At 62.1% G+C, this 22,859-nt stretch carries 21 protein-coding genes and 1 tRNA gene; 11 read left to right on the forward strand and 11 right to left on the reverse strand.

Features of this window, described 5'->3' with window-relative positions; all coding sequences use genetic code 11:
* Positions 1–7: 7 nt before the first annotated feature.
* From V8Z65_RS17215 to tsaD, 5 genes are all read right to left on the reverse strand, one after another.
* Positions 8–412 carry a DUF1761 domain-containing protein gene (locus V8Z65_RS17215; protein WP_338721376.1) on the reverse strand — a complete coding sequence of 135 codons (405 nt, stop codon included), beginning with the start codon at positions 410–412 and terminating at the stop codon, positions 8–10.
* A 229-nt stretch (positions 413–641) separates the two neighbouring features.
* Complete coding sequence (locus V8Z65_RS17220; RefSeq protein WP_338721377.1) at positions 642–1,076, reverse strand: EVE domain-containing protein; 435 nt, start codon at positions 1,074–1,076, stop codon at positions 642–644.
* A gap of 3 nt (positions 1,077–1,079) precedes the next feature.
* Entirely contained in the window at positions 1,080–1,373 is a 294-nt protein-coding gene (locus V8Z65_RS17225) for a YciI family protein (protein WP_338721378.1), read from the reverse strand.
* Between the two features lie 3 nt (positions 1,374–1,376).
* Positions 1,377–2,363: an NAD(P)H-dependent glycerol-3-phosphate dehydrogenase gene (locus V8Z65_RS17230; RefSeq protein WP_338721379.1), complete on the reverse strand. Its 987-nt coding sequence runs from the start codon at positions 2,361–2,363 to the stop codon at positions 1,377–1,379.
* Entirely contained in the window at positions 2,353–3,432 is a 1,080-nt protein-coding gene (gene tsaD / locus V8Z65_RS17235; protein WP_338721380.1) for a tRNA (adenosine(37)-N6)-threonylcarbamoyltransferase complex transferase subunit TsaD, read from the reverse strand. The genes V8Z65_RS17230 and tsaD overlap by 11 nt, the downstream gene beginning before the upstream one ends.
* A gap of 55 nt (positions 3,433–3,487) precedes the next feature.
* Between tsaD and hemC the strand changes: the two genes are divergently transcribed.
* The 5 genes from hemC (at position 3,488) to V8Z65_RS17260 (ending at position 7,898) form a co-directional block, all read left to right on the forward strand.
* Positions 3,488–4,426 carry a hydroxymethylbilane synthase gene (hemC, locus tag V8Z65_RS17240; RefSeq protein WP_338721381.1) on the forward strand — a complete coding sequence of 313 codons (939 nt, stop codon included), beginning with the start codon at positions 3,488–3,490 and terminating at the stop codon, positions 4,424–4,426.
* Entirely contained in the window at positions 4,423–5,157 is a 735-nt protein-coding gene (locus V8Z65_RS17245) for a uroporphyrinogen-III synthase (protein ID WP_338721382.1), read from the forward strand. The genes hemC and V8Z65_RS17245 overlap by 4 nt, the downstream gene beginning before the upstream one ends.
* Before the next feature lie 25 nt (positions 5,158–5,182).
* The gene (locus tag V8Z65_RS17250; protein WP_338721383.1) at positions 5,183–6,403 is read left to right on the forward strand and encodes a hypothetical protein; all 1,221 of its coding nucleotides are present in this window, start codon (positions 5,183–5,185) and stop codon (positions 6,401–6,403) included.
* Positions 6,400–7,785, forward strand: coding sequence for a heme biosynthesis HemY N-terminal domain-containing protein (locus V8Z65_RS17255; protein WP_338721384.1), 1,386 nt, complete (start codon positions 6,400–6,402; stop codon positions 7,783–7,785). Before V8Z65_RS17250 ends, V8Z65_RS17255 begins: the two co-directional genes overlap by 4 nt.
* A gap of 37 nt (positions 7,786–7,822) precedes the next feature.
* Positions 7,823–7,898 (forward strand) — tRNA-Thr (locus V8Z65_RS17260).
* A 65-nt stretch (positions 7,899–7,963) separates the two neighbouring features.
* Here the strand turns inward: V8Z65_RS17260 and V8Z65_RS17265 are convergent.
* Both V8Z65_RS17265 and V8Z65_RS17270 read right to left on the reverse strand, forming a co-directional pair.
* Positions 7,964–8,749 carry a hypothetical protein gene (locus V8Z65_RS17265; RefSeq protein WP_338721385.1) on the reverse strand — a complete coding sequence of 262 codons (786 nt, stop codon included), beginning with the start codon at positions 8,747–8,749 and terminating at the stop codon, positions 7,964–7,966.
* A gap of 235 nt (positions 8,750–8,984) precedes the next feature.
* Positions 8,985–11,294: an EAL domain-containing protein gene (locus tag V8Z65_RS17270; protein ID WP_338721386.1), complete on the reverse strand. Its 2,310-nt coding sequence runs from the start codon at positions 11,292–11,294 to the stop codon at positions 8,985–8,987.
* Between the two features lie 252 nt (positions 11,295–11,546).
* On the opposite strand from V8Z65_RS17270, the gene V8Z65_RS17275 reads away from it, so the two are divergent.
* A complete protein-coding gene (locus V8Z65_RS17275; RefSeq protein WP_338721387.1) occupies positions 11,547–11,837 on the forward strand; it encodes a 4a-hydroxytetrahydrobiopterin dehydratase in 291 nt (96 codons plus the stop codon).
* 16 nt (positions 11,838–11,853) lie between these two features.
* Here V8Z65_RS17275 and V8Z65_RS17280 read toward each other — a convergent pair whose 3' ends face one another.
* Genes V8Z65_RS17280 through V8Z65_RS17290 form a run of 3 tightly spaced genes read right to left on the reverse strand, consistent with a single transcriptional unit; the run spans position 11,854 to position 17,703 of the window.
* Positions 11,854–15,309 (reverse strand): error-prone DNA polymerase, encoded by a 3,456-nt coding sequence (locus V8Z65_RS17280; protein WP_338721388.1) that lies wholly within the window; start codon positions 15,307–15,309, stop codon positions 11,854–11,856.
* On the reverse strand, positions 15,306–17,009 hold the full coding sequence (locus V8Z65_RS17285; RefSeq protein ID WP_338721389.1) for a DNA polymerase Y family protein: 1,704 nt from the start codon (positions 17,007–17,009) through the stop codon (positions 15,306–15,308). The genes V8Z65_RS17280 and V8Z65_RS17285 overlap by 4 nt, the downstream gene beginning before the upstream one ends.
* Positions 16,900–17,703 (reverse strand): hypothetical protein, encoded by an 804-nt coding sequence (locus tag V8Z65_RS17290; protein WP_338721390.1) that lies wholly within the window; start codon positions 17,701–17,703, stop codon positions 16,900–16,902. Before V8Z65_RS17290 ends, V8Z65_RS17285 begins: the two co-directional genes overlap by 110 nt.
* 232 nt (positions 17,704–17,935) lie before the next feature.
* On the opposite strand from V8Z65_RS17290, the gene V8Z65_RS17295 reads away from it, so the two are divergent.
* The gene (locus V8Z65_RS17295) at positions 17,936–18,394 is read left to right on the forward strand and encodes a TerB family tellurite resistance protein (protein ID WP_338721391.1); all 459 of its coding nucleotides are present in this window, start codon (positions 17,936–17,938) and stop codon (positions 18,392–18,394) included.
* Here V8Z65_RS17295 and V8Z65_RS17300 read toward each other — a convergent pair.
* The gene (locus tag V8Z65_RS17300) at positions 18,391–18,966 is read right to left on the reverse strand and encodes a hypothetical protein (RefSeq protein WP_338721392.1); all 576 of its coding nucleotides are present in this window, start codon (positions 18,964–18,966) and stop codon (positions 18,391–18,393) included. The two genes, V8Z65_RS17295 and V8Z65_RS17300, sit on opposite strands and share 4 nt — an antisense overlap.
* Before the next feature lie 93 nt (positions 18,967–19,059).
* Here V8Z65_RS17300 and V8Z65_RS17305 point away from each other — a divergent pair, with 93 nt between their 5' ends.
* The 4 genes from V8Z65_RS17305 (at position 19,060) to V8Z65_RS17320 (ending at position 22,755) form a co-directional block, all read left to right on the forward strand.
* Positions 19,060–19,512 (forward strand): universal stress protein, encoded by a 453-nt coding sequence (locus V8Z65_RS17305; protein WP_338721393.1) that lies wholly within the window; start codon positions 19,060–19,062, stop codon positions 19,510–19,512.
* A 99-nt stretch (positions 19,513–19,611) separates the two neighbouring features.
* Positions 19,612–20,142, forward strand: a complete 531-nt coding sequence (ppa, locus tag V8Z65_RS17310; RefSeq protein WP_338721394.1) for an inorganic diphosphatase — start codon at positions 19,612–19,614, stop codon at positions 20,140–20,142.
* 83 nt (positions 20,143–20,225) lie between these two features.
* Positions 20,226–21,605: a serine hydrolase gene (locus V8Z65_RS17315; protein WP_338721396.1), complete on the forward strand. Its 1,380-nt coding sequence runs from the start codon at positions 20,226–20,228 to the stop codon at positions 21,603–21,605.
* A gap of 238 nt (positions 21,606–21,843) precedes the next feature.
* On the forward strand, positions 21,844–22,755 hold the full coding sequence (locus V8Z65_RS17320) for a DUF3445 domain-containing protein (RefSeq protein WP_338721397.1): 912 nt from the start codon (positions 21,844–21,846) through the stop codon (positions 22,753–22,755).
* Positions 22,756–22,859: the final 104 nt, after the last annotated feature.

Consider the following 22,859-nt stretch of genomic DNA (forward strand, 5'->3'; position numbering starts at 1 on the left):
AAAAGCGCTAGCCAAACAGGCCCAACACCACGCCCTGGACCAGGAGAGCGGCTAGTATATAGCCGCTATCGATGGCGGTCAGCGACCAGGGCTTGCCCTGATAGCGATGGTTGAGGACCATCGAGGTCAGCACAAAACCCAGCCACATCAGAAAGGCGATCTGCAGCCCATGCCCCACAGTCATGGCGCCGGCCAGCGGCGGCGTCAGCACGGCCAGAAAATAGGCCATGACGAGCTGCACGATGACCGCAAAGACATAGGGCATGAAGTCCTTGGGATCGATATCCTCTTTTCGACGCCCGGACGCCTCCAGCCACTGCCTGGACAAAACGCCATACCAAGCCGCACCCAATGCCATGCTGGCCACGGTAGCCAGCACGATAGCCAGCCAATTGACGGCAAGAAAATTCATTTCTCTTCCCCCTCGCAACGTTGCACCGGGGAATTTAAGCCGATTTGCGGGACCTGAACAGAGAGGGATTCGAGCCCTGCGAGCATAGCTCTCCGGGCCTTGTAGCCTCCAGTCGCGCCACTGGCGCGCCTGGCCCCGAGAGGACGGAAGTGCCCGCCCTGCGAGCATAGCTCTCCGGGCCTTGTAGCCTCCAGTCGCGCCACTGGCGCGCCTGGCCCCGAGAGGACGGCTACAAGCCACCCATTTTGCAAATCAGGGCCCATTCGGCATCGCTGACCTTGGACACCGAAAGCCTCGAGAGTTTGACCAGCTCAAGCCCCGCCAGTTCGGGTGTCGCCTTGATTTCCGCCAGGCTCACCGGCCGGGGAAACGGCTTGACCGACTGCACATCGACGCATTCCCACACCACCTCGCCCTTGGCATTGAGTTCGGCCGTGCTGTCGGGATGGGCGGGTGCCACAATCTTCATAATGCCCACAATGTCCTTGCCGATATTGGAATGATAAAAGAAGGCTTCGTCGCCCACTTTCATCTCCCGCATATTGTTGCGCGCCGCATAATTGCGCACCCCGTGCCATTCCTCGGCCTCACCCTTGGCCGTCTTGGCCACCAGGTCGTCGAAGGAAAAGACATCTGGTTCCGACTTCATCAGCCAATAGGCCATGACTCAGAGCTCCACCCCGGTTGTATTGATGGCAATGCGCCACCGTTTGACCTCATAGCTGGCAAAAACGCCAGCCGGCACGAAGGGATCGGCCGCAGCCAGGGCCTCGGCTTCGGCTAAATCGGCCGCCTCGAACACCACGATCGAGCCTTCCGGCTGTTCTTCGGTATTGAGCAATGCACCGGCAAAAACCAGTTTCTTGCCCAGTGAATTGAGGTGGTCCAGATGCGCCGGACGGATATCAAGGCGCGTCTGCAATGCGCCGGGCGCGTCCTTGGCAATCATCGCATAAAGCATGTTTCAGGCTTCCCTTTTGAGCGGGCGGGACATCAATCCCGCAACAATAGCTGCAATATCCGCCTTGCCGGCAACTACGGCATCGACCGCGTCGATCAGCGGTGCATCGATCCCCAGACTCTTGGCCAGCGCCGCCGCAACCGGTGCGGTGGCCACGCCCTCAGCCAGCTTGGCACCGGACGCGACAATATCGTGGGTGGCCCGGCCGGCGCCCAGCGCCATGCCGAATTGATAGTTTCGCGATTGCACCGAAGTGCAGGTCAAGGCCAGATCGCCCAGCCCGGCAAGCCCAGTCAGCGTATGGGCCGAGCCGCCCATGGCGGTGACCACCCGCGCCATTTCCGCATAGCCTCGCGCTATCAATGCAGCGCGCGCCGATGCCCCCAAACTGGCGCCGTCCACGGCGCCGCAGGCCAGAGCATAGACATTTTTGAGCGCGCCGGCGATCTCCACCCCGATCCGGTCATCAGCCGCATAGGGCCGGAAACTGGGACCGGCCAGCGCCGCTGCGAGATCCGAAGTATCGCTGGCATCGTCCCCTGCCAACGTCACCGCCGTCGGCCGACCGGCCGCAACATCGGCCGCAAAACTGGGACCGGACAGCACATAGGGTATGGCCTCTGGCGCCATATCGAGGAGAATCTCGCTCTGTCGCGCCAGCGTGCCAGTCTCCAACCCCTTGGCCGACAGCACGACCGGCCTGCCCGCCAGCAGATCGGGTTCGAGGCCAGAGAGCAATGTGCGCGTCGATTGCGCCGGCACTGCCAGGATAACAATATCGGCCGGGTCCAATCGATCCGTCGCCACAATATCGGGGAGCAGGCCCTGCCCCGGCAATGCCGATGCGTTGACATGATCCCTATTGATGGCCTGAGCCTGCTCGGCGGTGCGGACCACCAGCCTGGTTTGCCGCCCGGCCATGGCAGCCGCCTGCGCCAGGGCCGTACCCCAGGCGCCGCCGCCGATCACCGCTGTGGTTTCAAGCCGCATCTGCTCCCACCTTCATGCCGGGTGCATCGAGCGGCCAGCGCGGCCGCGCTTCGACCGCCAGCCCGTCGACCGCGCCCAGCGCTAGCCGTTCGGCCCCTGCCCAGGCCACCATGGCACCATTATCGGTGCAAAGGCCAATCGGTGGCACGACAAGCCTTGCGCCCATCTCCGCGGTCACGGTCTGCAGCGCTCCAGCAATAGCCCGATTGGCCGCCACGCCACCCGCCACCACCAATTGTGGCGCAGCCTCCGGCAATTCCGCTCCGAACCGCTCCAGCGCCTGGCGCGCACGCACCGCGATAATCTCGGTCACCGCCGCCTGAAAGCTGGCAGCGATATCGGCCACATCCTGGTCGCTCAAAGGCGCCAGCGCCTCGGCCTGCAGCCGCACGGCCGTTTTGAGCCCGGAAAAGGAAAAGTCCAACCGCTGCTCGCGCAGGAGCGGACGCGGAAATTTGAAGCGGCCGGCATCGCCAGATTGTGCGATTTTCTCCACTGCAGGTCCGCCGGGATGCCCCAGGCTCAAGAGCTTGGCGACCTTGTCGAAAGCTTCGCCCAAAGCGTCGTCGATGGTCCCGCCCCAGCGCTCGTAATCGCCCACGCCGCGCACCAGCACGAACTGGCTGTGTCCGCCCGACACCAGCAGCATGAGATAAGGAAATTGCACGTGATCGGTCAGCCGCGCGGTCAACGCATGGCCTTCGAGGTGATTGACGGCAATCAACGGCTTGTAGAGCGACGCGGCCAGCGCCTTGCCCGTGGTCAATCCCACCAGCACGCCGCCGATCAGCCCGGGCCCAGCCGTTGCCGCAATCGCGTCGACCTCGCCCAGCGCAATCCCGGCCTCGTCCGCTGCCTGAGCGATAATGTGGTCAAGCCATTCCACATGGGCCCGCGCCGCCAGTTCCGGCACCACCCCGCCAAAGGCGGCATGCTCATCGAGCTGGGACCGCACCACATTGGAACGAATTGTGCCCCGGCCCGATTGATCCCGTACGACCACCGCCGCGGCGGTTTCGTCGCAGCTGGTTTCGATACCCAGGATGATGGCTTGTGCTTGCCCGGTCACGACGAACTGGTCTACTCCAAAATGAGCCTATCGCGTACACTAGGACTGCCTGATTATGCAATCGCCCACCCCCTTCGCCCGAATTGGAACGCGTGGCAGCCCGCTGGCGCTGGCCCAGGCCAATCTGGTGCGCGATCTGCTCTCTAAGGCCCATGGCGTGGCCAAGGATCGTATTGAGATTGAAGTGTTTTCAACCGGCGGCGACCGCAGCCAGAAAGAAAATACCACTCTCGCCGATATCGGCGGCAAGGGCGTTTTCACCAAGGAAATCGACGAGGCGCTGCTGAGCGGACGCATCGATATCGGCGTGCATTCGAGCAAGGACGTGGCCACCGGTCTACCCGACGGCATTGTCCTGGCCGCCTTTCTGGAGCGCGAGGACGTGCGCGACGCCTTCATCTCGGTATCGGTCAAGGGCATCGACAACCTTCCCCAGGGCGCGCGTTTCGGTACGTCTTCGATCAGGCGGGCGGCTCAGGCATTGCGCCTGCGCCCCGACCTGCGCATCGTGCCCTTCCGGGGTAATGTGCATACACGCCTGCAAAAGCTGCTCGACGGGGTGGCCGACGCGACGCTGCTGGCCATGGCCGGCCTCAACCGGCTCGGCGAAGGCCATCGCGCCACCACCATTCTCGATCCCCAGGACTTTATGCCGGCACCGGCCCAGGGCGCTATCGGCCTGGCCATCCGGCAGGGTGACACGCACAGTGCGGAGATCATCGCCCCGCTCGACCACGCCGCAACACATATGGCCATCGCCGCCGAGCGCACTATGCTCAGCGTGCTCGATGGCTCCTGCCGCACCCCGGTCGGTGCGCTGACCACAAGGGAAAACGGTGTGCTCACCCTCAAGGGCGAAATCCTCAGCCTTGACGGCCAGACCAGTTTTCGCGCGGCAGCCAGCGGCGATGATCCGGTGGCACTGGGCGCGGCGGTGGGGCGCGATCTTCTGGACCAGGCCGGCCCGGACTGGCTCGGCCAATGGGCAAAATGATGCGTATGCTGATCACCCGGCCCGAGCCGGAGGCGCAGGCGACACGGGAGCGGCTGGCCGCGCTCGAGATCGAGGCCGATATTGCCCCGCTGATGAGCCGTCAGACGCTTCACGCCCATCTGCCGCCGCCCCAAGGCTTCGCGGCCCTGGCCTTGACCAGCACCAATGCCCTGCGGGCCCTGTCCGAACTGGCCCCGCTCGAGCCGGTGCTCGACAAACCGGTCTTCGCCGTGGGCGACCGCACCGCCCATGAGGCGCGGCAATTGGGATTTACCAAGGTCACCGCCGCCCAAGGCACACTTGATTCGCTGGCAACGATCATCGCCCTGGCCCGGCTCGATGGCCCCGTACTCTATCCCTCAGCCAAACATCTCAGCGGCGATCTGGCCCATGCCCTTGCCCCTTATGGCCTGATGGTGGTGACTGTTCCGGTCTATGAAATGGTCGCCGAGACCGATCTGTCCGAGGCGATCTGTCGCGACCTGGCCGCCAACATCTTTGCCGCCGCCCTCTTTTATTCCCGCCGCACGGCGGAGATTTTCTGTGCCCTGGCCGCCCCGGCCATTGCCGAGCCCCAGCGGCGCAATCTGCCCGTCATCTGCCTGTCGGAAAATGTTGCAGCGCCGCTGCTCGAACATCATTTCACTCGTGTTCTTCTGGCCGACCATCCCAGCGAAGAAGCAATGATGACGCTGGCGCTGGCTTTTGCCCGCGAGCAAACTGGGCCATGATCGGAGCAAAGCACAAGGAAGCGCCATGGCTGACACTACCGGCAAGCAAACGCCCCAAACCGATCCCAAAGCAGATGCGGGCGCCACTGGCACCGCTGCCGGAAAGTCCGGGGCCGTAAAGCCGCCTGTATTGGAAGGAACGGCCAAAGCCGCTCCTGGCGCCAAGCCAGCTGATTCGACCCGGTCGGCCAATCCCTCAAGCAAAACCGAGCGCCCCTCCACCGCGCCCGGTGAAACGTCCCAGGCCTCGAGCGCCGGCAGGGCTTGGCTGGCGGGCCTTTTGGGCGGGGTGATTGGGCTGGGGGCAGCCTATGGCCTGGCCTGGTATGGGCTATGGCCTGCATCCCCACAACTGCCGCCGCCGGCCGATCCGCGCCTCAGCCAGTTCGCCACCGCCATTCCTGAACTCGAAACAGTGACTGGCACCGTGCAGGACGAGCTCTCCACTCTGAGCAATCGCGTCGCAGCGCTTGAAACCGCGGAAAGCGACCAACCATCCGCACCCGACCTGTCCGGCCTGGCGAGCGCCGAGGACTTGGCCGCCCTGGCGGCGCGGATCGACAATATCTCCAGCCAGGGGCCCGATACCGCGGCGGTCGAGAGCCTTGCCGCCATAGAAGACGAACTGACCGCCCTGCGCACCAGCTCGGCCCAGACAAGTGCCCTTCTGGCCGAGGCGCGCGCCGAAATCGCCGCCCTGACCGAAAGTGCCGATACAAGCGATGATACGAACCTGGCAACAGCCCGTCTGCCGCTGATTTTCTCCTCCCTCGAAAGCGCCTTTGCGGCTGGCCGGCCCTTTGAAACCGAATTGGCCGCCTTGCGCCGGGCACAGCCCGATCTGCTGGTGCCCGAGGCCATTGCCGGTCAGGCTGCGACGGGCCTGCCCCAGCCCGACGCCGTGCAAAATCGCTTTGCCGCGGTCCTGCCCGACATGCTGGCCGGCCGCCCTGCCGATGCCGACGCCAACTGGCAGGACGCGGCGACCGACTGGTTCCGGGGCCTGGTCGCCATGAGACCGACCGGCGCTGTGGAGGGCACCAGTCCCGACGCCATCATTGCACGGCTGGAAACAGCCATTGCCGCCCGCGATTTCGTCACCGCAGAGGCCGAATTGAACGCCTTGCCCGAGCCCATGCGAGCCGCCGCAGGAAACATTGCCAGCGACATTGCCCAATTGGCCGCCGCAGAGGTCTTTCTCACCCAATTGCGGCAAAACGCCCTGACCGGGGAGAACGGCGCATGATCCGTCTCGCCTCCTGGATCATCGGCAGCCTGGTCATCGCCGGCATTGCCGCCTGGATCATCGCCCTGCCCGGCACATTGACCCTTGAATTGGCCGGCTACCGCATGCAGCCTCGCCTGGGCACCGCGGTTGTCATTCTTCTGGTGGCTGCAGCCCTGGTCATTGCCGCCTGGGCTATTGCCCGTCGTGTCATTGGCGCGCCAAAGGCCATGGCCAGGCGCCGTGCGGCGCGGCGGCGCGAACAGGGCGTCGATGCCCTCTCCGATGCCGTTATCGCCCTGCAGGCCGGCGATCCGGCCCGCGCCCGTATCATGGCCCGCGAGGCCCAGGCGCGCCTGCCCGACAATGGCGCGGCCAAGCTGCTTGAAGCACGCGCCGATCTGGCGCTGGGGGACATGCCCGCCGCCCGCGAACATTACCGGGCGTTGATCGCCAGCGAGAAAACTGCCGTCGCCGCCCTGACCGGCCTCTATGATCAGGCCCGCGCCCAGAACCGGCCCGATGCCGCCCTGACCTTTGCCCGCAAGACCTTGTCACTGGCTCCCGAAACGGCCTGGGCAGGCGAGGCTGTGTTCAACGATCTGGCCCGCCGCGGCCAATGGGCCGAAGCGGTTGGCATGGTCAATGCAGAGCCCAACGCGACCCGCGAACAAAAGGCCAGAAAGCGCCGCCGCCAGGCCGTCATCGAAACGGCGAGAGCCCGGGAGACTGAGACCAGCCAGCCCAATGCAGCACTCGATCACGCCCTGACCGCGCTCAAATTATTACCAGATTTCGTGCCGGCCGCGCTGATCGCGGCGCGCATCTATTCCAATCGTGGCGAGGTGCGGCGAGCGCAAAGCCTGCTGCGCCGCATCTGGCGGGCCACCGGTCACCCCGATATTGCCGCGCTCTATGCCCATTCCCAGCCGGGTGCCTCGGCCGTCGACCGCCTGAAGCGTCTTGGCGAAATCGTCGAAATGCCGCCCCCGCACCGCGCTGCCGGCATGGCGATGGCCCGGGCGGCCATTGACGCCTATGATTGGCCACGCGCCCGCGACGCGCTGGCCGCCTTTGCCGGCAGCGACGCCACCCAGGGCGTTGCCAGCCTCATGGCCGAAATCGAGGAGGGGCAGAACGGGGACCAGGGGAAAGCCCGCGAATGGCTGGCCCGGGCCGTTCGAGCGCCGCGCGACCCGGCCTGGACCGCCGATGGCATTGTCAGCGACGAATGGGAGCCCGTTTCTCCGGTGACCGGGCGCCTGGACGCCTTTGAATGGAAAGTGCCCGTGGCCAGCACCGCGCGCCCACAGGTTACCCCTTCCCCCGCCGCCGAAGCAGCCACGGCGCTCTTGCCGACCGAACAATCCTTGCCCCTTGCGTCGACCGAAAACGCCCAGTAAAAGACCCGCCATCTAGCCGGGGCAGAGCCCCTGGAACGCCGCAGTAGCTCAGTTGGTAGAGCACGTCATTCGTAATGATGGGGTCGGGGGTTCGAGTCCCTTCTGCGGCACCACAATTTCTCAAATCGCCGGCATTGGTGCCGACCGGACCAACCCGTGGTCCGGACCGCCTGCGGGTCTATTGCGCCGGCGCCCCGCCCTCCAAGGCGATGCGGGCGCTTTCAAAGGCATGCCGGGCCGAGGCGCGGACGCGCAGTTCCGCGCCCTGCGGCTTGCTGCCGGCGAAAAGATGCTGCCGTTCCTCGGCGGTTGAGAGAAAGAAGGGAAACCGCTGCGCCACGCGCGAGCGGATCGAATCCACGCTCGCGCCGTAAAGGGCGACCGGAAAATAGAGCCCGGGATAGGAGCGTTCCTCGGCGATCAGTTCCGAGCCAAAGACCCGCCGGTAAAATGCGCCATGCTCTGGCCGGACAATGGCAAGGCATTGGCTGACCCCGAAATAAACCGAGGCCATGGCCGCTATTCTCAGGGTCAGGAACGGCATGGTCGGATAGGCCAGCGAAGCGTCATGGTCGGCCGTGAACCGGCTGGGATCTATGAACGTCATGCCCTGGTCCAGCATGGGGCCGAGAATATCGGGGAATACCTTCATGCTGGGCGAACGCCGATGTTCGGCGGTCAGCAGATGCAGGCGGATAGAGCTGACCAGTTCGGATTTGATATAGACGCCAAAGCTCATGCCATTGGGCACATCGTCGAGGTCGTCGATACAGATTTCTTCCGGATTGTGATCCATGAAGCCTTCGCGCGTATAGGCGCGGTAGCGCAATTTGTAGATCGGGTCGTCAATTACGCCAGGATCGACGCGGGCATAACTCACCGAGTCAAGCACGTCCATCAACGTGCCCGAGAACCGTGACGGTGTACCGGCACGGACTGCCGCTGCGCTGTCGGAATCGACCATCTGCTTCTGCCGTCTACAAAAACCTGAGACTAGAGGTTAACAAAATATTAACAAAACCCAAAGGCGAAGCGTTAAATTTGGTTAACGGCAAAACCCGCGCCATGCCGCCTTCTCTTACCGGGCGGGCACGAGGGGTGATCAATCCTGTTTGCAGCGCGCAGTGGTGACGGTTTGCCCGGAGCCGGCGCAGGGCGCCCCCGGGACATGCCTGACGAGAAGTAGTTGAGCGGGTGCGCTAGTGTTTGGCGACCAGGCGATGTGGCTCGGCCACGGCGTGCCCCGGCCGATAGGACGCCAGGAGCAAGGACATGGCCTCATTGCTCAAGGGCGAACCATAAAGGAAGCCCTGCACAAGATCCGCCCCTGTCTGCTCCAATATCCGGGCCAGCTGCGCTTCAGTTTCCACGCCTTCCACGATGGTCTTGAGAGACAGGTCTTGGCCCAGCTGCGCCACATTGGCCAAAAGCCGCATCGCCTTGGGGTCGGTTTCGATATCGGTCAGGAAGCTCCGATCGATCTTGAGCTTGGTAAAGGGCATGGACCGCAGATAGCTCAATGACGAATAGCCCGTGCCGAAGTCGTCGAGCGCGATGCCCACGCCGCGCGCACGGAGAATGCGCAAGGCCGCGCTCGCCGCTTCCTGCTCTTCGATCACCGCGGTCTCGGTTACCTCGATTTCGAGCCGGCCAGGCGGCAATCCGCTGTCCTTAAGAATATCGATGACCATCTTCTCGACCTGACCCGCGCGGAAATCTCGCGCCGATATATTGACGGCCACCGAGATATCGTCCGGCCAGGCGAGGCAATCGCGGGTGGCCATGGACAGAACCAGATGCGTCAGGTCGGTGATCATGCCGGTTTCTTCGGCAATCGGAATGAATTCGGCCGGCGAAATGTTTCCGCGCGTCGGATGGGTCCACCGGGCGAGCGCCTCGCAGCCCACGATCCGGTTCTGGCGCGGATCGATCACCGGCTGATAGACCAGGCGCAATTGGCGTTCATCGATGGCCCGGCGCAGATCGGCCTTGAGCTGCTGACGCTGCTGATATTCAGTGTCCATGCGGTCGTGGAAAAAGACCACCCGCCCCTTGCCACCGGACTTGGCCTCGTAAAGCGCCAGATCCGCCTTGATCATCAGGTCCTCAAGGTCAAGATCGGTTTCGCTCGATGTAACCGCACCAATGCTGATGCTGACATCAACATGCCTGCCGGGAAGATCAAAGCCCGCCCCCGTGCTGCGCAGCAGGCGCTGTGCATGGTCCTGGCTATCCTCAAAACTGGTGGCTCCCGGATAGAAGGCCACGAATTCGTCGCCCCCCAGCCGCGCGCATATGGCATCGGGGCCCAGGGCTTCCCGCAGTCTTTTGCCCATGGCCACCAGCAATTGATCGCCGGCCATATGCCCCATTGTGTCGTTGACGTGTTTGAAATCGTCGAGGTCGATGACAAGCAGCGCAGCATGTCCGCTCATCTGGCCGCTCCGGCGCTCCTCCAGCGCCTCGGCCACCTGCTCGACAAAATAGGCGCGATTGGGCAATTCGGTCAGCGCGTCATAACGCGCCATATAGCTGATCCGCTCCTCGGTGACGATTCGATCGGAAATGTTCTCAAGCAGCAATACCGCCTTGTCGTCCCGCGAGGAGACGGTGACTTCATAATAGCGGCCGGGCGCCGAAATGAGCAGCATCTTGCCGGTCGAACTGCCCTCGATCAGGCGGCTGAGCTGCTTATAGGCGTCCTGCGACATATGTCCGGTACGCACCAATTCGCTGCATAATGTGCTGAATGGCCGGTCGAGCCATGAATCGGGATCGCGGCGGTCAAAGGCGTCCAGGGCACGGGCATTGACCACTTCGATGATCCCGTGCCGGTCGATCATCAATAGGCCATGTTCGAGCGTGTCCAGCGCCGCATCCAGCTGATTGGCCAGCGCGGCGGCGTTGAGCCGGCCATGTACGGCATGCAGCAGGATCTTCCGCGAATTGCCGGCAATCGTTCTAAGGCTGATGAAGAAAGGCAGCAAAAGCAGGGTGAGCAAGGCATAGTAGATATTGCCCACCAGCAGCAGGCCCAGAACCAGCGGCCCGGCGATCAGCAGTACCTGGGTTGTCATGAGCCGGTCGATGGCGAAATTGCGCTGGGCGGGGCCGACCAGCACCGATACCGAGACGCAGGCAGCGGTCAGCTCGGCAAAGGCATCGTCGACGATCCAGAAGCTGACCATGCACCATATACCATAGAGCAGGGCAATGATGGCCGCGCCTATGGTTGCCCGCTTTTCCCACCATTGGGCCATTTGCACGTCGTCATCGGCCAGATCGACCTTGTCGAAAGCCCGCATGTCCAGATAGCGCAAAACGCCCACAACCACGAAAAGCCCGGCAATGACCGCCAGAAGTGTCGATTCCGCCTCCAGCGAAGCCACAAGGGCGGCCAGTGCCGACCCGAACGCACCCAGAAGCATGGAGAGGCGGTCGGCATAGAGCGAGCGGATCATCGAAACGTAATCGACGGGCGGCAGGATTTTATGCGCGGCCTCAAACATGTCCGGCGCCCCGCTGCGGCGCGGCGCGCAAAAAAGCACAATCCGGCCCTATGGGCCAGTTTGGCGGGAGCGTCCAGCTATGGAGCTTGTGGGGCATGAGCGCGTTGTCTGAACTACAGCGGTTTGGACCAAGCAGACGCTTTGTGCGGTTAAGATGACGTTTCAGTGAGCCGCAGGGGCAAGCGCGAGGGAAGTTTTCCTGTCGGAAAGGTAAACCCGACATTAATCATGATCAAATGTGAGGAGACAGTAATGGTGGAAAAACTGAGCAATGCCGAGCGAGAGGCGGAATTGGCCAGGCTCGACAACTGGATCTATGAGCCGGGCCAGGACGCGATCGGCCGCGATTTCCGGTTCAAGGATTTTTCCGAGGCCTTCGCCTTCATGGCCAGGGTGGCCCTCTTGGCCGAAAAAAGCGGGCACCACCCCGACTGGTCCAATGTCTATAACCGGGTTTCGATCCACCTCTCGACCCATGATGCCGGAGGTTTGAGCCAGAAGGATATCACCATGGCCCGCCAGATCGATGCCCTAATGACCTGAAACGGGCAGGGTAGATCTAATGAAAATTGCGGCCGCTGGGCATGGCCGCATAGGCGCGGCGGCGCGCCAGTTCCGCCTCCGTTGCGGCCTGCCGCTCCCGGCCCCGAGGGGCCGGCGGCCCGGCCTTGCCCTCATCGGCCCGGGCCACCACGGCATCCCCGATATCCTTGCCATCAGCCAGATCGAGCAGATGCGGGGTCAGATCTTCCATATCCTGGGCAATGACATGGATGACCCCCTTTTCGGATTGCACCTTGCCGCGCACCGCCAATAGGCGGCTCGACAGCAATGTTTTGCGCATCTTGTCATCGGCAAAAAGCTTGGGCCAGACCACCACATTGGCCACCCCGGTCTCATCCTCCAGGGTCGCAAAAATCACCCCGCTGGCTGTGCCCGGGCGCTGCCGCACCAGCACCAGCCCGGCCACTTCCACCACGATTTCATTGGCGACATGGACAAGATTTTCGGCCCTGGTGGTTCCGCGCGCCATCAGCATGGGCCTGAGGAACTGGACGGGATGCCCCTTGAGCGAGAGGGACAGCGTCGCATAATCATGGATCACCTCTTCGCCCGGCTTCATCATGGGCAGGCCGGGCTCTGCATCGGCTCTATCGGATGAAGGGGAGCCCGACAGGGCAAAAAGCGGCAGGGTTTCGGCTCCATACGTGCCCAGCAAACCCTTTACCGCCCAGAGCGCGTCACGGCGATTGAGCCCCATGGACGCAAAACCATCGGCCCGAGCCAGTTTTTCGAGGCTGGCAATAGATACCCTGGTGCGCAGCCACAGATCCCGGACGGACGTGTAGCCTGCGCCCCGCGCCGCAACGATCCGTTCAATGTCTTTTTCTGCCAACCCCTCCACCCGGCGCAGCCCCAGGCGCACGGCATGGCGCGTCCAGACATGATCCACCATCGGACGATGCCGGGGCCAGATATGGTCTTTCACTTCCCGTTCGCTTGTCTCCAGCGTCGATTCGAGCAGCGAGTGGTTCACATCGGCCGGCCGCACTTCGACCCCATGCTCGGTGGCGTCGCGCACCAACTGGCTGGGCGCATAAAATCCCATGGGTTGGGAATTGAGCAAAGCGCACAGGAACACATCGGGATAATGGCATTTGAGCCAGCAGGAGGCATAGACCAATAGGGCAAAGCTCGCCGCATGGCTTTCGGGAAAGCCATATTCGGCGAACCCCTCGATCTGGGAGAAACAGCGCTCTGCAAATTCGCGGCTATAGGCCTTTTTCGGATTGTTCATCATGCCTGTGATGAAGCGTTGCCTGAAAATGCCGATCCGGCCGGTCCGGCGCCATGCCGCCATGGCCCGGCGCAATTGATCGGCTTCGCCCGGCGTAAAGCCGGCGCCGATAATGGCCATTTGCATGGCCTGCTCCTGGAAGAGCGGAATGCCAAGCGTCTTTTCCAGCACCCTGTCGAGCGGATCGTCCGGATCGGCCTGCCATGGATCTATCCCATCCCGGCGCTTGAGATAGGGATGCACCATGCCACCCTGAATCGGGCCGGGCCGGACAATGGCGACTTCAATGACCAGATCATAGAAAATCCGCGGCTTGAGGCGCGGCAGCATGCTCATCTGCGCCCGGCTTTCGATCTGGAACACCCCGATCGTATCGGCGCGGTGGGTCATCTCGTAGATCGGCTTGGCCTGTTCGGGATAATCGAATTCCTCGCTCTGCAATTCCGCCAGTTTCACCTTGTGTTTGTAATGCGTCTCCATCAGGTCAAAAGCCCGCCTGAGGCAGGTCAGCATGCCCAGCGCCAGCACATCGACCTTGAGGATTTTCAAGGCATCGATATCGTCCTTGTTCCACTCGATAATGGTGCGGCTATCCATGGCCGACTTGCCGATCGGCACCAGGCTTTCCAGCGAATCCCGGGTGATCACGAAACCGCCGACATGTTGGGAGAGGTGACGCGGAAAGCCGCGCAGCACTTTGACCACCTCGAACATCTGCGCCATGACCGGGTCATCCGGGTTGAGCCCCAGGCTTTCCAGGTCACGCAGATCAAGCGAGCTGCCCCATCCCCAATGCAATTGGTTAAAGGCCGTTATGGTGTCGTCCGAAACGCCGAACACCTTGGCCGTTTCCCGAATGGCGCTGCGGGAGCGGTAGGAGATGACATTGGCGGTCAGCCCGGTGCGTTTGCCACCATATTTCTGATAGATATACTGCATCACCTCTTCGCGCCGCTCATGCTCGAAATCGACATCGATATCGGGCGGCTCGTCGCGCTCGGTGGAAATGAAGCGGCCAAAGACCAGATTGGCCTTGCGCGGATCGACCTCGGTGATTTCGAGACAGAAACAGACCGTGGAATTGGCGGCCGAGCCACGCCCCTGGCACAGGATGCCCCGCTCATAGCGGGCAAAATGCACAATGTCGTGCACGGTCAGGAAATAGGCGGCATAATTCTTCTCGTCGATAAGTTTGAGCTCATTGGCAATCGTGGTGGCGATGCCCTCTGGAACCCCCTCCGGAAAGCGCCTTGCCGCGCCGGCCCAGGTGAGCCGCGCCAGCGTTTCCTGAGCCGTTTCACCATTGCCGATGGTTTCTTCGGGGTAATTATATTCGAGCTGGCTGAGCGAAAAGCCGATGCGCTCGACAAAGGCCCCGGTCTGGGCGATGGCATCGGGATATTCGGCAAAGAGCCGCGCCATCTCGCCGGGCGATTTCAGATATCGTTCGGCATTGGCCGAAAGCCGGAAACCGGCATCGTTCAGCGTTGCATGTTCGCGAATACAGGTGACCACATCGAGCACCATGCGCCGGTTCGGCTCATGATAGGCGACATCATTGCTGGCGATCATTCTGGCACTGTGGCGCCGCGCCATCTGGTCGACGCGATTGAGACGAGCCCGATCCTCGCCATCCAGACGCGCCACACCGGCCACCCAGACCCTGCCCGGCGCCGCCATGCTCAGGCGCGCCAGCGCCGCCTCGCTCAACCCCCAATCCTTCTCATAGGGCATCAGAATGAAGAGCTGGCCGGCCGAAAAATCCTCGTTCGATCCCGCTTCTCCAGGTTCGGCACTGCCGAAAAGATCGCTGAAATAGAGCGTCGGTTTGCCCTTCTCGCCGCGGCGATTGCCCAAGGTCAGCAATTTACACAAGCGCCCGTAAGCAGCCCGATCGGTCGGATAGGCGACAAGGTCGGGCGTACCATCGGCAAAACACAGCCTGACCCCGACAAGATAGCGGAAACCGGGGTGAATCTGGTGATTGTCGCGCGCCGCCACATAGCCGCGCACCACGCCGGCAAAGCTGTTGCGGTCGCACAAACCCAGCCCATTCATACCCAGATGCATGGCGCCCAGAACCAGCTCTTCAGGATGCGAACCCGAGCGCAAGAAGGAGAAATTGCTGGTGGTGACCAGTTCGGCAAAATCTGTGGCCGGGCCAATGGACTGGCCTTGTCCAATGGGCCTGGGCGGCAAGGAAACGACATTGCTCATGAGAAGAACCCATGCAGATACCACAGGGCCGGCGCCCCGGGCCGGTGAAAGCCATGGCGGAACACCCAGAACCGGTGCCCCTCTCCGTCTTCGACCAGGTAATAATCGCGCGTCACCGCCTCGGGATCATGCAATGGCAGATCGGGAACATGGGGGGCGGGTTTGTCGGCTTTGGCCGGTTTGGATATGTTTCCCTCCGCCGGGAAGGCCACGGAAAGAGCACCCTCATTGCGATCTTTAATAAGCTGCAACCTTTCCCCTGTCCGCCACCATTCGGGCCCCAATCGCTCCGGTCCGGCACCCTTGGTCAGCCGATAAGTCTGGCCACGCCAGATCATCGAAGCGGGCAGCCCATCGGGGACTTCGGCATTGATCCGGATCTGTTCGGGCGCTGGCAACAGGCGAAGCGGACGCCGCAAGGCCGGGTGATCAGATCCGGATCCGGCCTCAGCCACCATTGCCGGAACCAGGCGCGCGGCGCGTTCGGGGATATGGCTTTGCCGGAAATCGAGCTTGAGGACCGACATCGCGCCCAGCCGGCTCGCCAGCCGGTCGGCCAGGCGATCGAGATCGGCAGCGCCGGTCTCGGTTTCGAAGGCACCCAATTGCGCATTATCGAGCTGGTCGAGTGAACTGGCGGCCAGCCGTATAAGGTCAATGCCGAAACCGGGATCGTAATTCTCGGTCTCCAGCTTCTGCGCCCGATGCCGGAACAGGCTCGCAATATGTTCAGGATCGCGGGTCAGTCGGGCCGCATTGAGCGAAAGGGTCATGACCTTGTGGTCGACCCGATAGAGAAACAGGTGAAAACTCTGAGCGCCCAGTCCATGGCGTTCCAGATGCTCGCAAAGCTCTTTGGCCAGGTCACCGGCACTGGCCAGCACATCGTCAAGCTGGGAAATCGGCTCGGCAAAGCGCTGGTCGGCATAGTGATCCAGAACCGGCAGGCGCGGCACCATCCGCTCTTCTATTGCGCCATAGGCCTGGTCGAGCCGAACCAATAGCGATGCGCCGAAACGCGCCTGTAGCGGTTTGCGCGGCCGCTGCCGCACGTGTCCAATCCTTGTCAGCCCCATTTGGGTCAGGGCCGCGACCTGGTCCTGCTCGAGCCGCAAGGCTGCCACGGGCAAAGCGTCGAGAACCATATCCATGGTCTCGGGCTGAAGAATCCGGCTCGTGGCAAAATGGCTGATAGCCCAGGCCGCCCCTATGGTCGGGGCAATAGAGCCCGAAACGCTGTAGCCCAGTTTCCGCAACCGCCCAATCAGCATGGTCAGCATGGCTTTTTCACCCCCGAACAGATGCGGCACGCCGGAAATATCGAGCATGAGATCGCCATAGGGGGCATGGTCGGTGAGGATTGCCACCAGGGGACTGGCATTGGAATGCCAGTCGGCCAGATCGGCAAAAGCGCTTTCCAGAAGCGGCCGATCGAGTTCTTTCATGATAATCCGCGGCATCAGCGCCCGGGCATCGGCCACGCTCTGGCCCACGCGCAGACCGCCGGCCGCCGCTTCCCGATCCACGGCCGCCAGCCGCAATCCACCCTTGACCCTTTCGTAAAGAGCCAGAGGATACACCAGCCCGGAATCAGCCCGCTTGAGATAATCCGTCGGCCAATCGGCTAGAAAGAGCGAGAGGAAGCGCCGTTCCATGCCGGCTTTCACGGCCGGGCTCAGCAGGCAGGGTTGCAAAGCCATTTGCGGTCCATTCCAGAAGAAATCGGGTTTGCTGGATAAGGCTGAGGCCTTTTTCCAAGGTCACGCTCCAGCGCGCCGCCCCAGGTGCACGCTCGTCAAACGGCTTGCGGCCCGAGCGTTGCGGCGTCAGGCACCAGCGCAGATGTGCCGCACTGGCTTCACGCCGGGTGCCATAGCGCAGGAGAAACAGCGAGGCCCCATTTTCGGCAGCCCTGAGGCTCAAGCGCCGGCTGGCCGTGAAATCGAGGGCCTCGGGCACACCGCCAATATCGGCGACAATGCCGGCAACCGCCCGGCAGGCCAGCGCCTCTTCGGCCACCCAGAGCAGCTCTTTCATCTCTTTGGCGCGCACGATCATCAAGCGGGACGGGTCAAAACCGAAAGACAATAGACCCGGGCCATAGGGCAGACCGAAAAACTGCGCATCACGCTCAAGCTGCAGATAGAGTACCGCCACGCGTTTTTCCGTCAGCAGGGTTCCGGCCTGCCCCAGCGCAAAACCCAGACTGGCGCCACCATTGCGCACCGCATCGGTGAAGACCTCCTGCACCAACCCACCCGAAAAGCGCGGAAAGCCAGCCTCGGGCGCCGCAACCGATTGTGTTCGGGCCTCAGCCAGAGCCGGTTTGCGCTCAATATCGGCAATGATGTCCCGCAGCGCGACGAGGCGCTGTTGGCGGTTCTGGGTCTGCATGATGCTATGCGCTATACGAACAAAACAAGAACATTTAGACTCCGAATCTTTCAGGAGTCGAGTCCCTTTTGCGTCATGCGGTGTGGCGGGACTGCATCAACCCGGTCAAGACCGCGTGAGAGCGGTATGAACCCCATTGAGCCGGCACCACATATGGCTAAGTCTTGCTTCGTCCGCCTCCCGGCGCGCCCAAACCTGCAATTTCCACCGACCCCGAGGAAGGCCGACCGCCATGTTCGAGGCCCTGACCCGTTTGTTTGCAAAGCCCGAGGCACCAGCCGGCCTGAACGATCCCAAGCTGGCCGTGGCCGCTTTGCTGGTCCATCTGGCCGCGGTCGATGGCACCATGCAGGATGAAGAACGTGCGGCCATCCGCGGCGCCCTGATGGATCACTACGATCTCGATGAAACCGCCGTGGACAAACTGATCCAGGAAGCGGCCAGGCGCGATGCCGAGGCGGTGGATTTCTATAAGTTCACCAGCGGCCTCATCCAGCTTGAAATGGACGACCGCATCGAGATCATCCGCATGATGTGGACCGTGGTTTTTGCCGACAGGCAAAACCACGAACTGGAGGACAATATGGTCTGGCGCATTGCCGAACTGATCGGCGTATCCAGCCGCGACCGCACCATATTGCGCAACCAGATCCGTGGCCGCGCGGCCGAAGCGGAGTCCGAGGAAGGCTAATAGGCCTCGAATCTGCCGATAATTTCGACTTCGTCATTGGCGCAATCGAAAGTCCCCGCCTTGTCAGCCGCTTGCCGCGCCAGCTCATTGGCATTTGCATTGGCGCGCGCATCCACATAGGCGATATGGCAGCTATTGCCGTCCTGGATCTGGCTGACCACCAGCACCTGTCCATAATTCTCGCCGGTTTCAGGGTGAGCCGTGTGATAGCGCACAATGGTGGCAATCGGGAACCAGCGGCCAAGCGCATTGGACAACCGCCATTCGAGCTTGCTTCCCAGCGAATTGAAGGGTGGCAGGGTCTGAAAGCCCACGCTGTTCTCATCCGCATCAAAGCCATAGCTGAGCGAAAATCTGAGATCACCTTCCTCGACCAGCAGGGGATAGCCCCTATAGCCGGGACAGGCCCAGCTGGCGCCGAAATCGTCGGCCTCGAGGATCAGACACTGGTTGAGATCAAGATCGGTATAGGCGCTGGTAAAGCCCGATTGCGCTTGCGCCGGGGTCGCCGCCAACGCCAAAACGCAAAGGGCAGGAGGCGCAACAAGATTGCGGATGACAGGCGCACGCATTGAGCTAATCTCCCTGGCCGACAAGCGTTTTCATGATCGAAATCAAATCGTCACCATCATGGCGCCGACATAGTATGAGGGCAAGGAGACACGATGATGTTCAAGAACCTGCTGATCGCCACGGACGGATCCGAGCTTGGCAATAAGGCCCTCGACATCGCGCTCGAGCTGGCCCGGCTCCACGGCGCGAGCCTGATCATTCTGACCGCGACCGATCCGGTTGCCACGGGCATCGGCTCTGGTGGCTTCGGCACCATTGATGCCGGCCCCATCCTGGCGCGACTGGAAGAAGCCTATGCCAGCGAGGCCGCCAATCTGCTCGCTGCGGCGCGCCACAAGGCCCAGGCCGCGGGCATTTCCGCGCAAACCCTGCACCTGCCGCGCCATCGCCCCGCCGACGGCATTCTGGAAACCGCGGCCCAGAAAGGCACCGATCTCATCGTCATGGGCTCGCATGGCCGGCGCGGCCTGGCGCGCCTATTGCTGGGCAGCCAGGCCACCGAAGTCCTGGCCCGTGCCACCATTCCAGTGCTGATCGTCAAATAAAGCAGGGCTGCTGCGGCCGTTTGTGCCTTGCCTTTGCCAGCCATTGCGGGCAGAACCGCCGCACTCCTGGACCCCCTCCATGAACGGCGACTGAACCAAATGAATATCGACGCGATCCCCACCGGCAAGAACCCGCCCGACGAGCTCAACGTCATCATCGAAGTGCCGCTTGGCGGCGAACCGATCAAGTATGAAATCGACAAGGATTCGGGCGCGCTGTTCGTCGACCGCTTCCTCTATACGCCCATGCGCTATCCGGGCAATTACGGCTTCGTGCCCCATACCCTGTGCGGCGATGGCGATCCGCTCGACGTGATCGTGATGAATTCGCGCCCGCTGGTGCCCGGCGCCGTGGTGCGCAGCCGCCCGGTCGGCGTGCTGTTCATGGAAGACGATGGCGGCCAGGACGAAAAGATCATCGCCGTGCCCGTCTCCAAGCTCACGCGCATGTATGACAATATCCAGGATATTGGCGACATGCCCGAAATCCAGCTCGAGCGCGTCAAGCACTTCTTCACCCATTACAAGGACCTCGAGCCCGGCAAATGGGCCCGCATCGACCGCATTGGCGGCATCGACGAGGCCCGCAAGGTGATCCTTGATTCGATCGCATTGGCCAAGAAGGGCTAAGACCGAGATCGAAGGCTTTTTCGATCCAATTGCGGCCCTCGGCGTTGTAGGAATGGATTTTCCGCAATGCCGAGGGCTTTTTCATGAAATCTGTTGCCATCCTGACCGCTGCTCTTCTGGCTGCACCCGCTCTGGCACAGGAGGCCGCCATGCCCTCGGATGGCGAAATCGCCCAGATTCTTTCGGACCGTATCGGTCGTGATCAGGCCAATGTCGGCATTGCCGTGGCCGTGATCGAAAACGGGGAAACCCGCTTCGTCTCGCACGGCACACTCACGCTCGACGGCGCAGAGCCGATTACCGAACACACCATTTTCGAGGCCGGCTCAATCACCAAGGTCTTTACCAATCTGGCTTTGGCGCAATTGGTCAATGACCGCAAAATCGAGCTCGACGCACCTATAATCAACTATCTGCCGGAGGGCTTTGTGCTGCCAGATGCACCGGGCCGCGCCATCACCGCCTTCGATCTGGCCACCCACAGCGCTTCCCTCTCCGGCCTGCCTCCAGACCTGTTGGCTGGCGAGACCGACAATCCCTATTCCGGCTATGGCGTGGAAGGTCTGCAAGCATGGCTGGCCGACTACACCCTGCCCCGGCCCGTCGGCGAAAGCTTTGAATACAACAATGCCGGGACCACGCTGCTTGGTCTTGCCATAGCGCATGTGAGTGGCACTGACTTTAGCAATGTGATCAGTGAAAACATCCTTGCGCCGCTCGGCATGACTGAAACCAGCCTCGAATTGACGGGCACGGCCCCGCCCGAGGCGCTGGCCTCTGGTCACAACGGCGCGCGAGAACCGACCTCGAACTGGGATTTCGATGCCTTTGCCCCAGCCGGCGCGCTGCTTACCTCCAGCAGCGATCTCATCAAGTTCATAGGCGCCGCCAGCGGCCAGATCCCGTCCGAGCTCGAACCGGCCATCAACACCATGCTGGCGCGCACCAGGCCGGTCGAAGAAGGCACTTCAATCGGGCTGGGCTGGTTCATCACCACGACAGGACAGGGAGAGATCGTCTGGCACAATGGCATGACCGGCGGCTATTCGAGCTTTGCGGGATTCGACCGCACGAGCGGCAATGGCGTTGTTGTGCTCACCAATATGGCGGCCCAATTGGGCGTCAACGACATTGGTATGCATATCCTCAATCCGGCCATTCCATTAAACGAACAGCCCAGGCTGCGCACCAGTGTTGAAATCGATCCCGCGCTCTTCGATGATTATGTCGGTGAATATGTGCTGGCGCCCGGCGCGGTGATTACCGTCACCACGCAAGACGGAAAACTCTTCGCCCAGTTGACGGGTCAGGACGCTTTCGAGATTTTCCCGGAAAGCGAAACCCAGTTTTTCTACAAGGTAACGGACGCGCAGATCACCTTTGACGTCAATAATGGCGACGTCAAATCCCTGATCCTGCACCAGAACGGACAGAATATACCGGCGCTGAAACTGGTGGAGTGAACACTTCTGGGGTCACTCAATGATCGGTCCTCGCTCAGCTCTTTGAGGAAACATTGGCCACCCCCACATTTGCGTAAACCAATATCCGGCGACAACGCTGCCCTCAGGCTCGACCCGAGGGCGCACGCGCTTGCAGACTCACACAAGCAGCTCAATGCCAGCGGCAAAAGAGCAAGTGGGGCCACCTGTCAGGTCGGGGCCCATTGCCAAGGCGCTATGAGCGCTTTCATATGCCGCCATGACGCCCCTGCCCTATGACCTTTCCGCCCGCCTGTTCCGGATCGGCACCAGGCCGCTCGACCCGGCAGATTGGCTCGAACCCGACGCCGCCATGGCCGCACAATTGGCGGAAAAGGCAAAGCTCCTTAAAGAACGAAAAGACGCTGTCTTTGAGGAATTGGCAGGCAGCCGCAAGGCGCAGGCCGAACTGCTGGCCCTGCTGGCCGACCATCTTCCAAGGCATTTTCCGGAACTATGGCGCCATAGCAGCACCGGAATCGAAGTCATTCCGACCAATGAGACGATTGATCTCACAGGTCCTGGAAGCCCGCTGCTGATCGCTACAAAACTGGTGCAGGATGACCTGCTTATTCTCCAGCGCGACGAAACAGGCTGGCGCCTGAGCGCGGCAAGCCTCTGCTTTCCCTCCTCCTGGGTGCTGAGCGAGAAAATGGGGAAGGTGCTGGCCGACATCCATGCGCCTGTTCCAGGCTTCGGCCCCGGCACGCGGCAGGCCGAGGTGATGGCGCGCATGTTCGACGCCATGCGGGTCGAAACGCCGATGATCCGCTGGAACTTTTCGCTCTATGGCGATGACCGTTTGTTTCATCCCGATATGTCGGGACCACACGATAGTCGCTTCGGGGCGGGCGAGCGGGCAGACCCGGTCTACCTGAGGGTCGAGCGGCAGACCCTGCGCAAATTGCCCGAAACCGGAGCGATTGCCTTCACGATCCGCATTTCCGTGCACCCGTTGGAGCGGCTGGAAGCGCATGAAGATGCGACGCAGATTGCGGCTTCCCTCATCGACCAGATCGAAGCGCTCACGCCCGAACAGCTCGATTACAAGGGGCTGACGCGGGAGAAGAACCGGGTAGTGACGAGGCTGACAGAACTGGCCGGTCGCGGATCCGCTTCCCTTCTCCCCTGAGGGGAGAGGGTCAGGGTGAGGGGTTCGGCGCCGGGGATAGCTGCGAAACTGAACCCCTCATCCGGCCCTTCGGGCCACCTTCTCCCCTCAGGGGAGAAGGGATA

The sequence above is a fragment of the Devosia sp. XK-2 genome (assembly GCF_037113415.1).
In the GTDB taxonomy this organism is placed as follows: domain Bacteria; phylum Pseudomonadota; class Alphaproteobacteria; order Rhizobiales; family Devosiaceae; genus Devosia.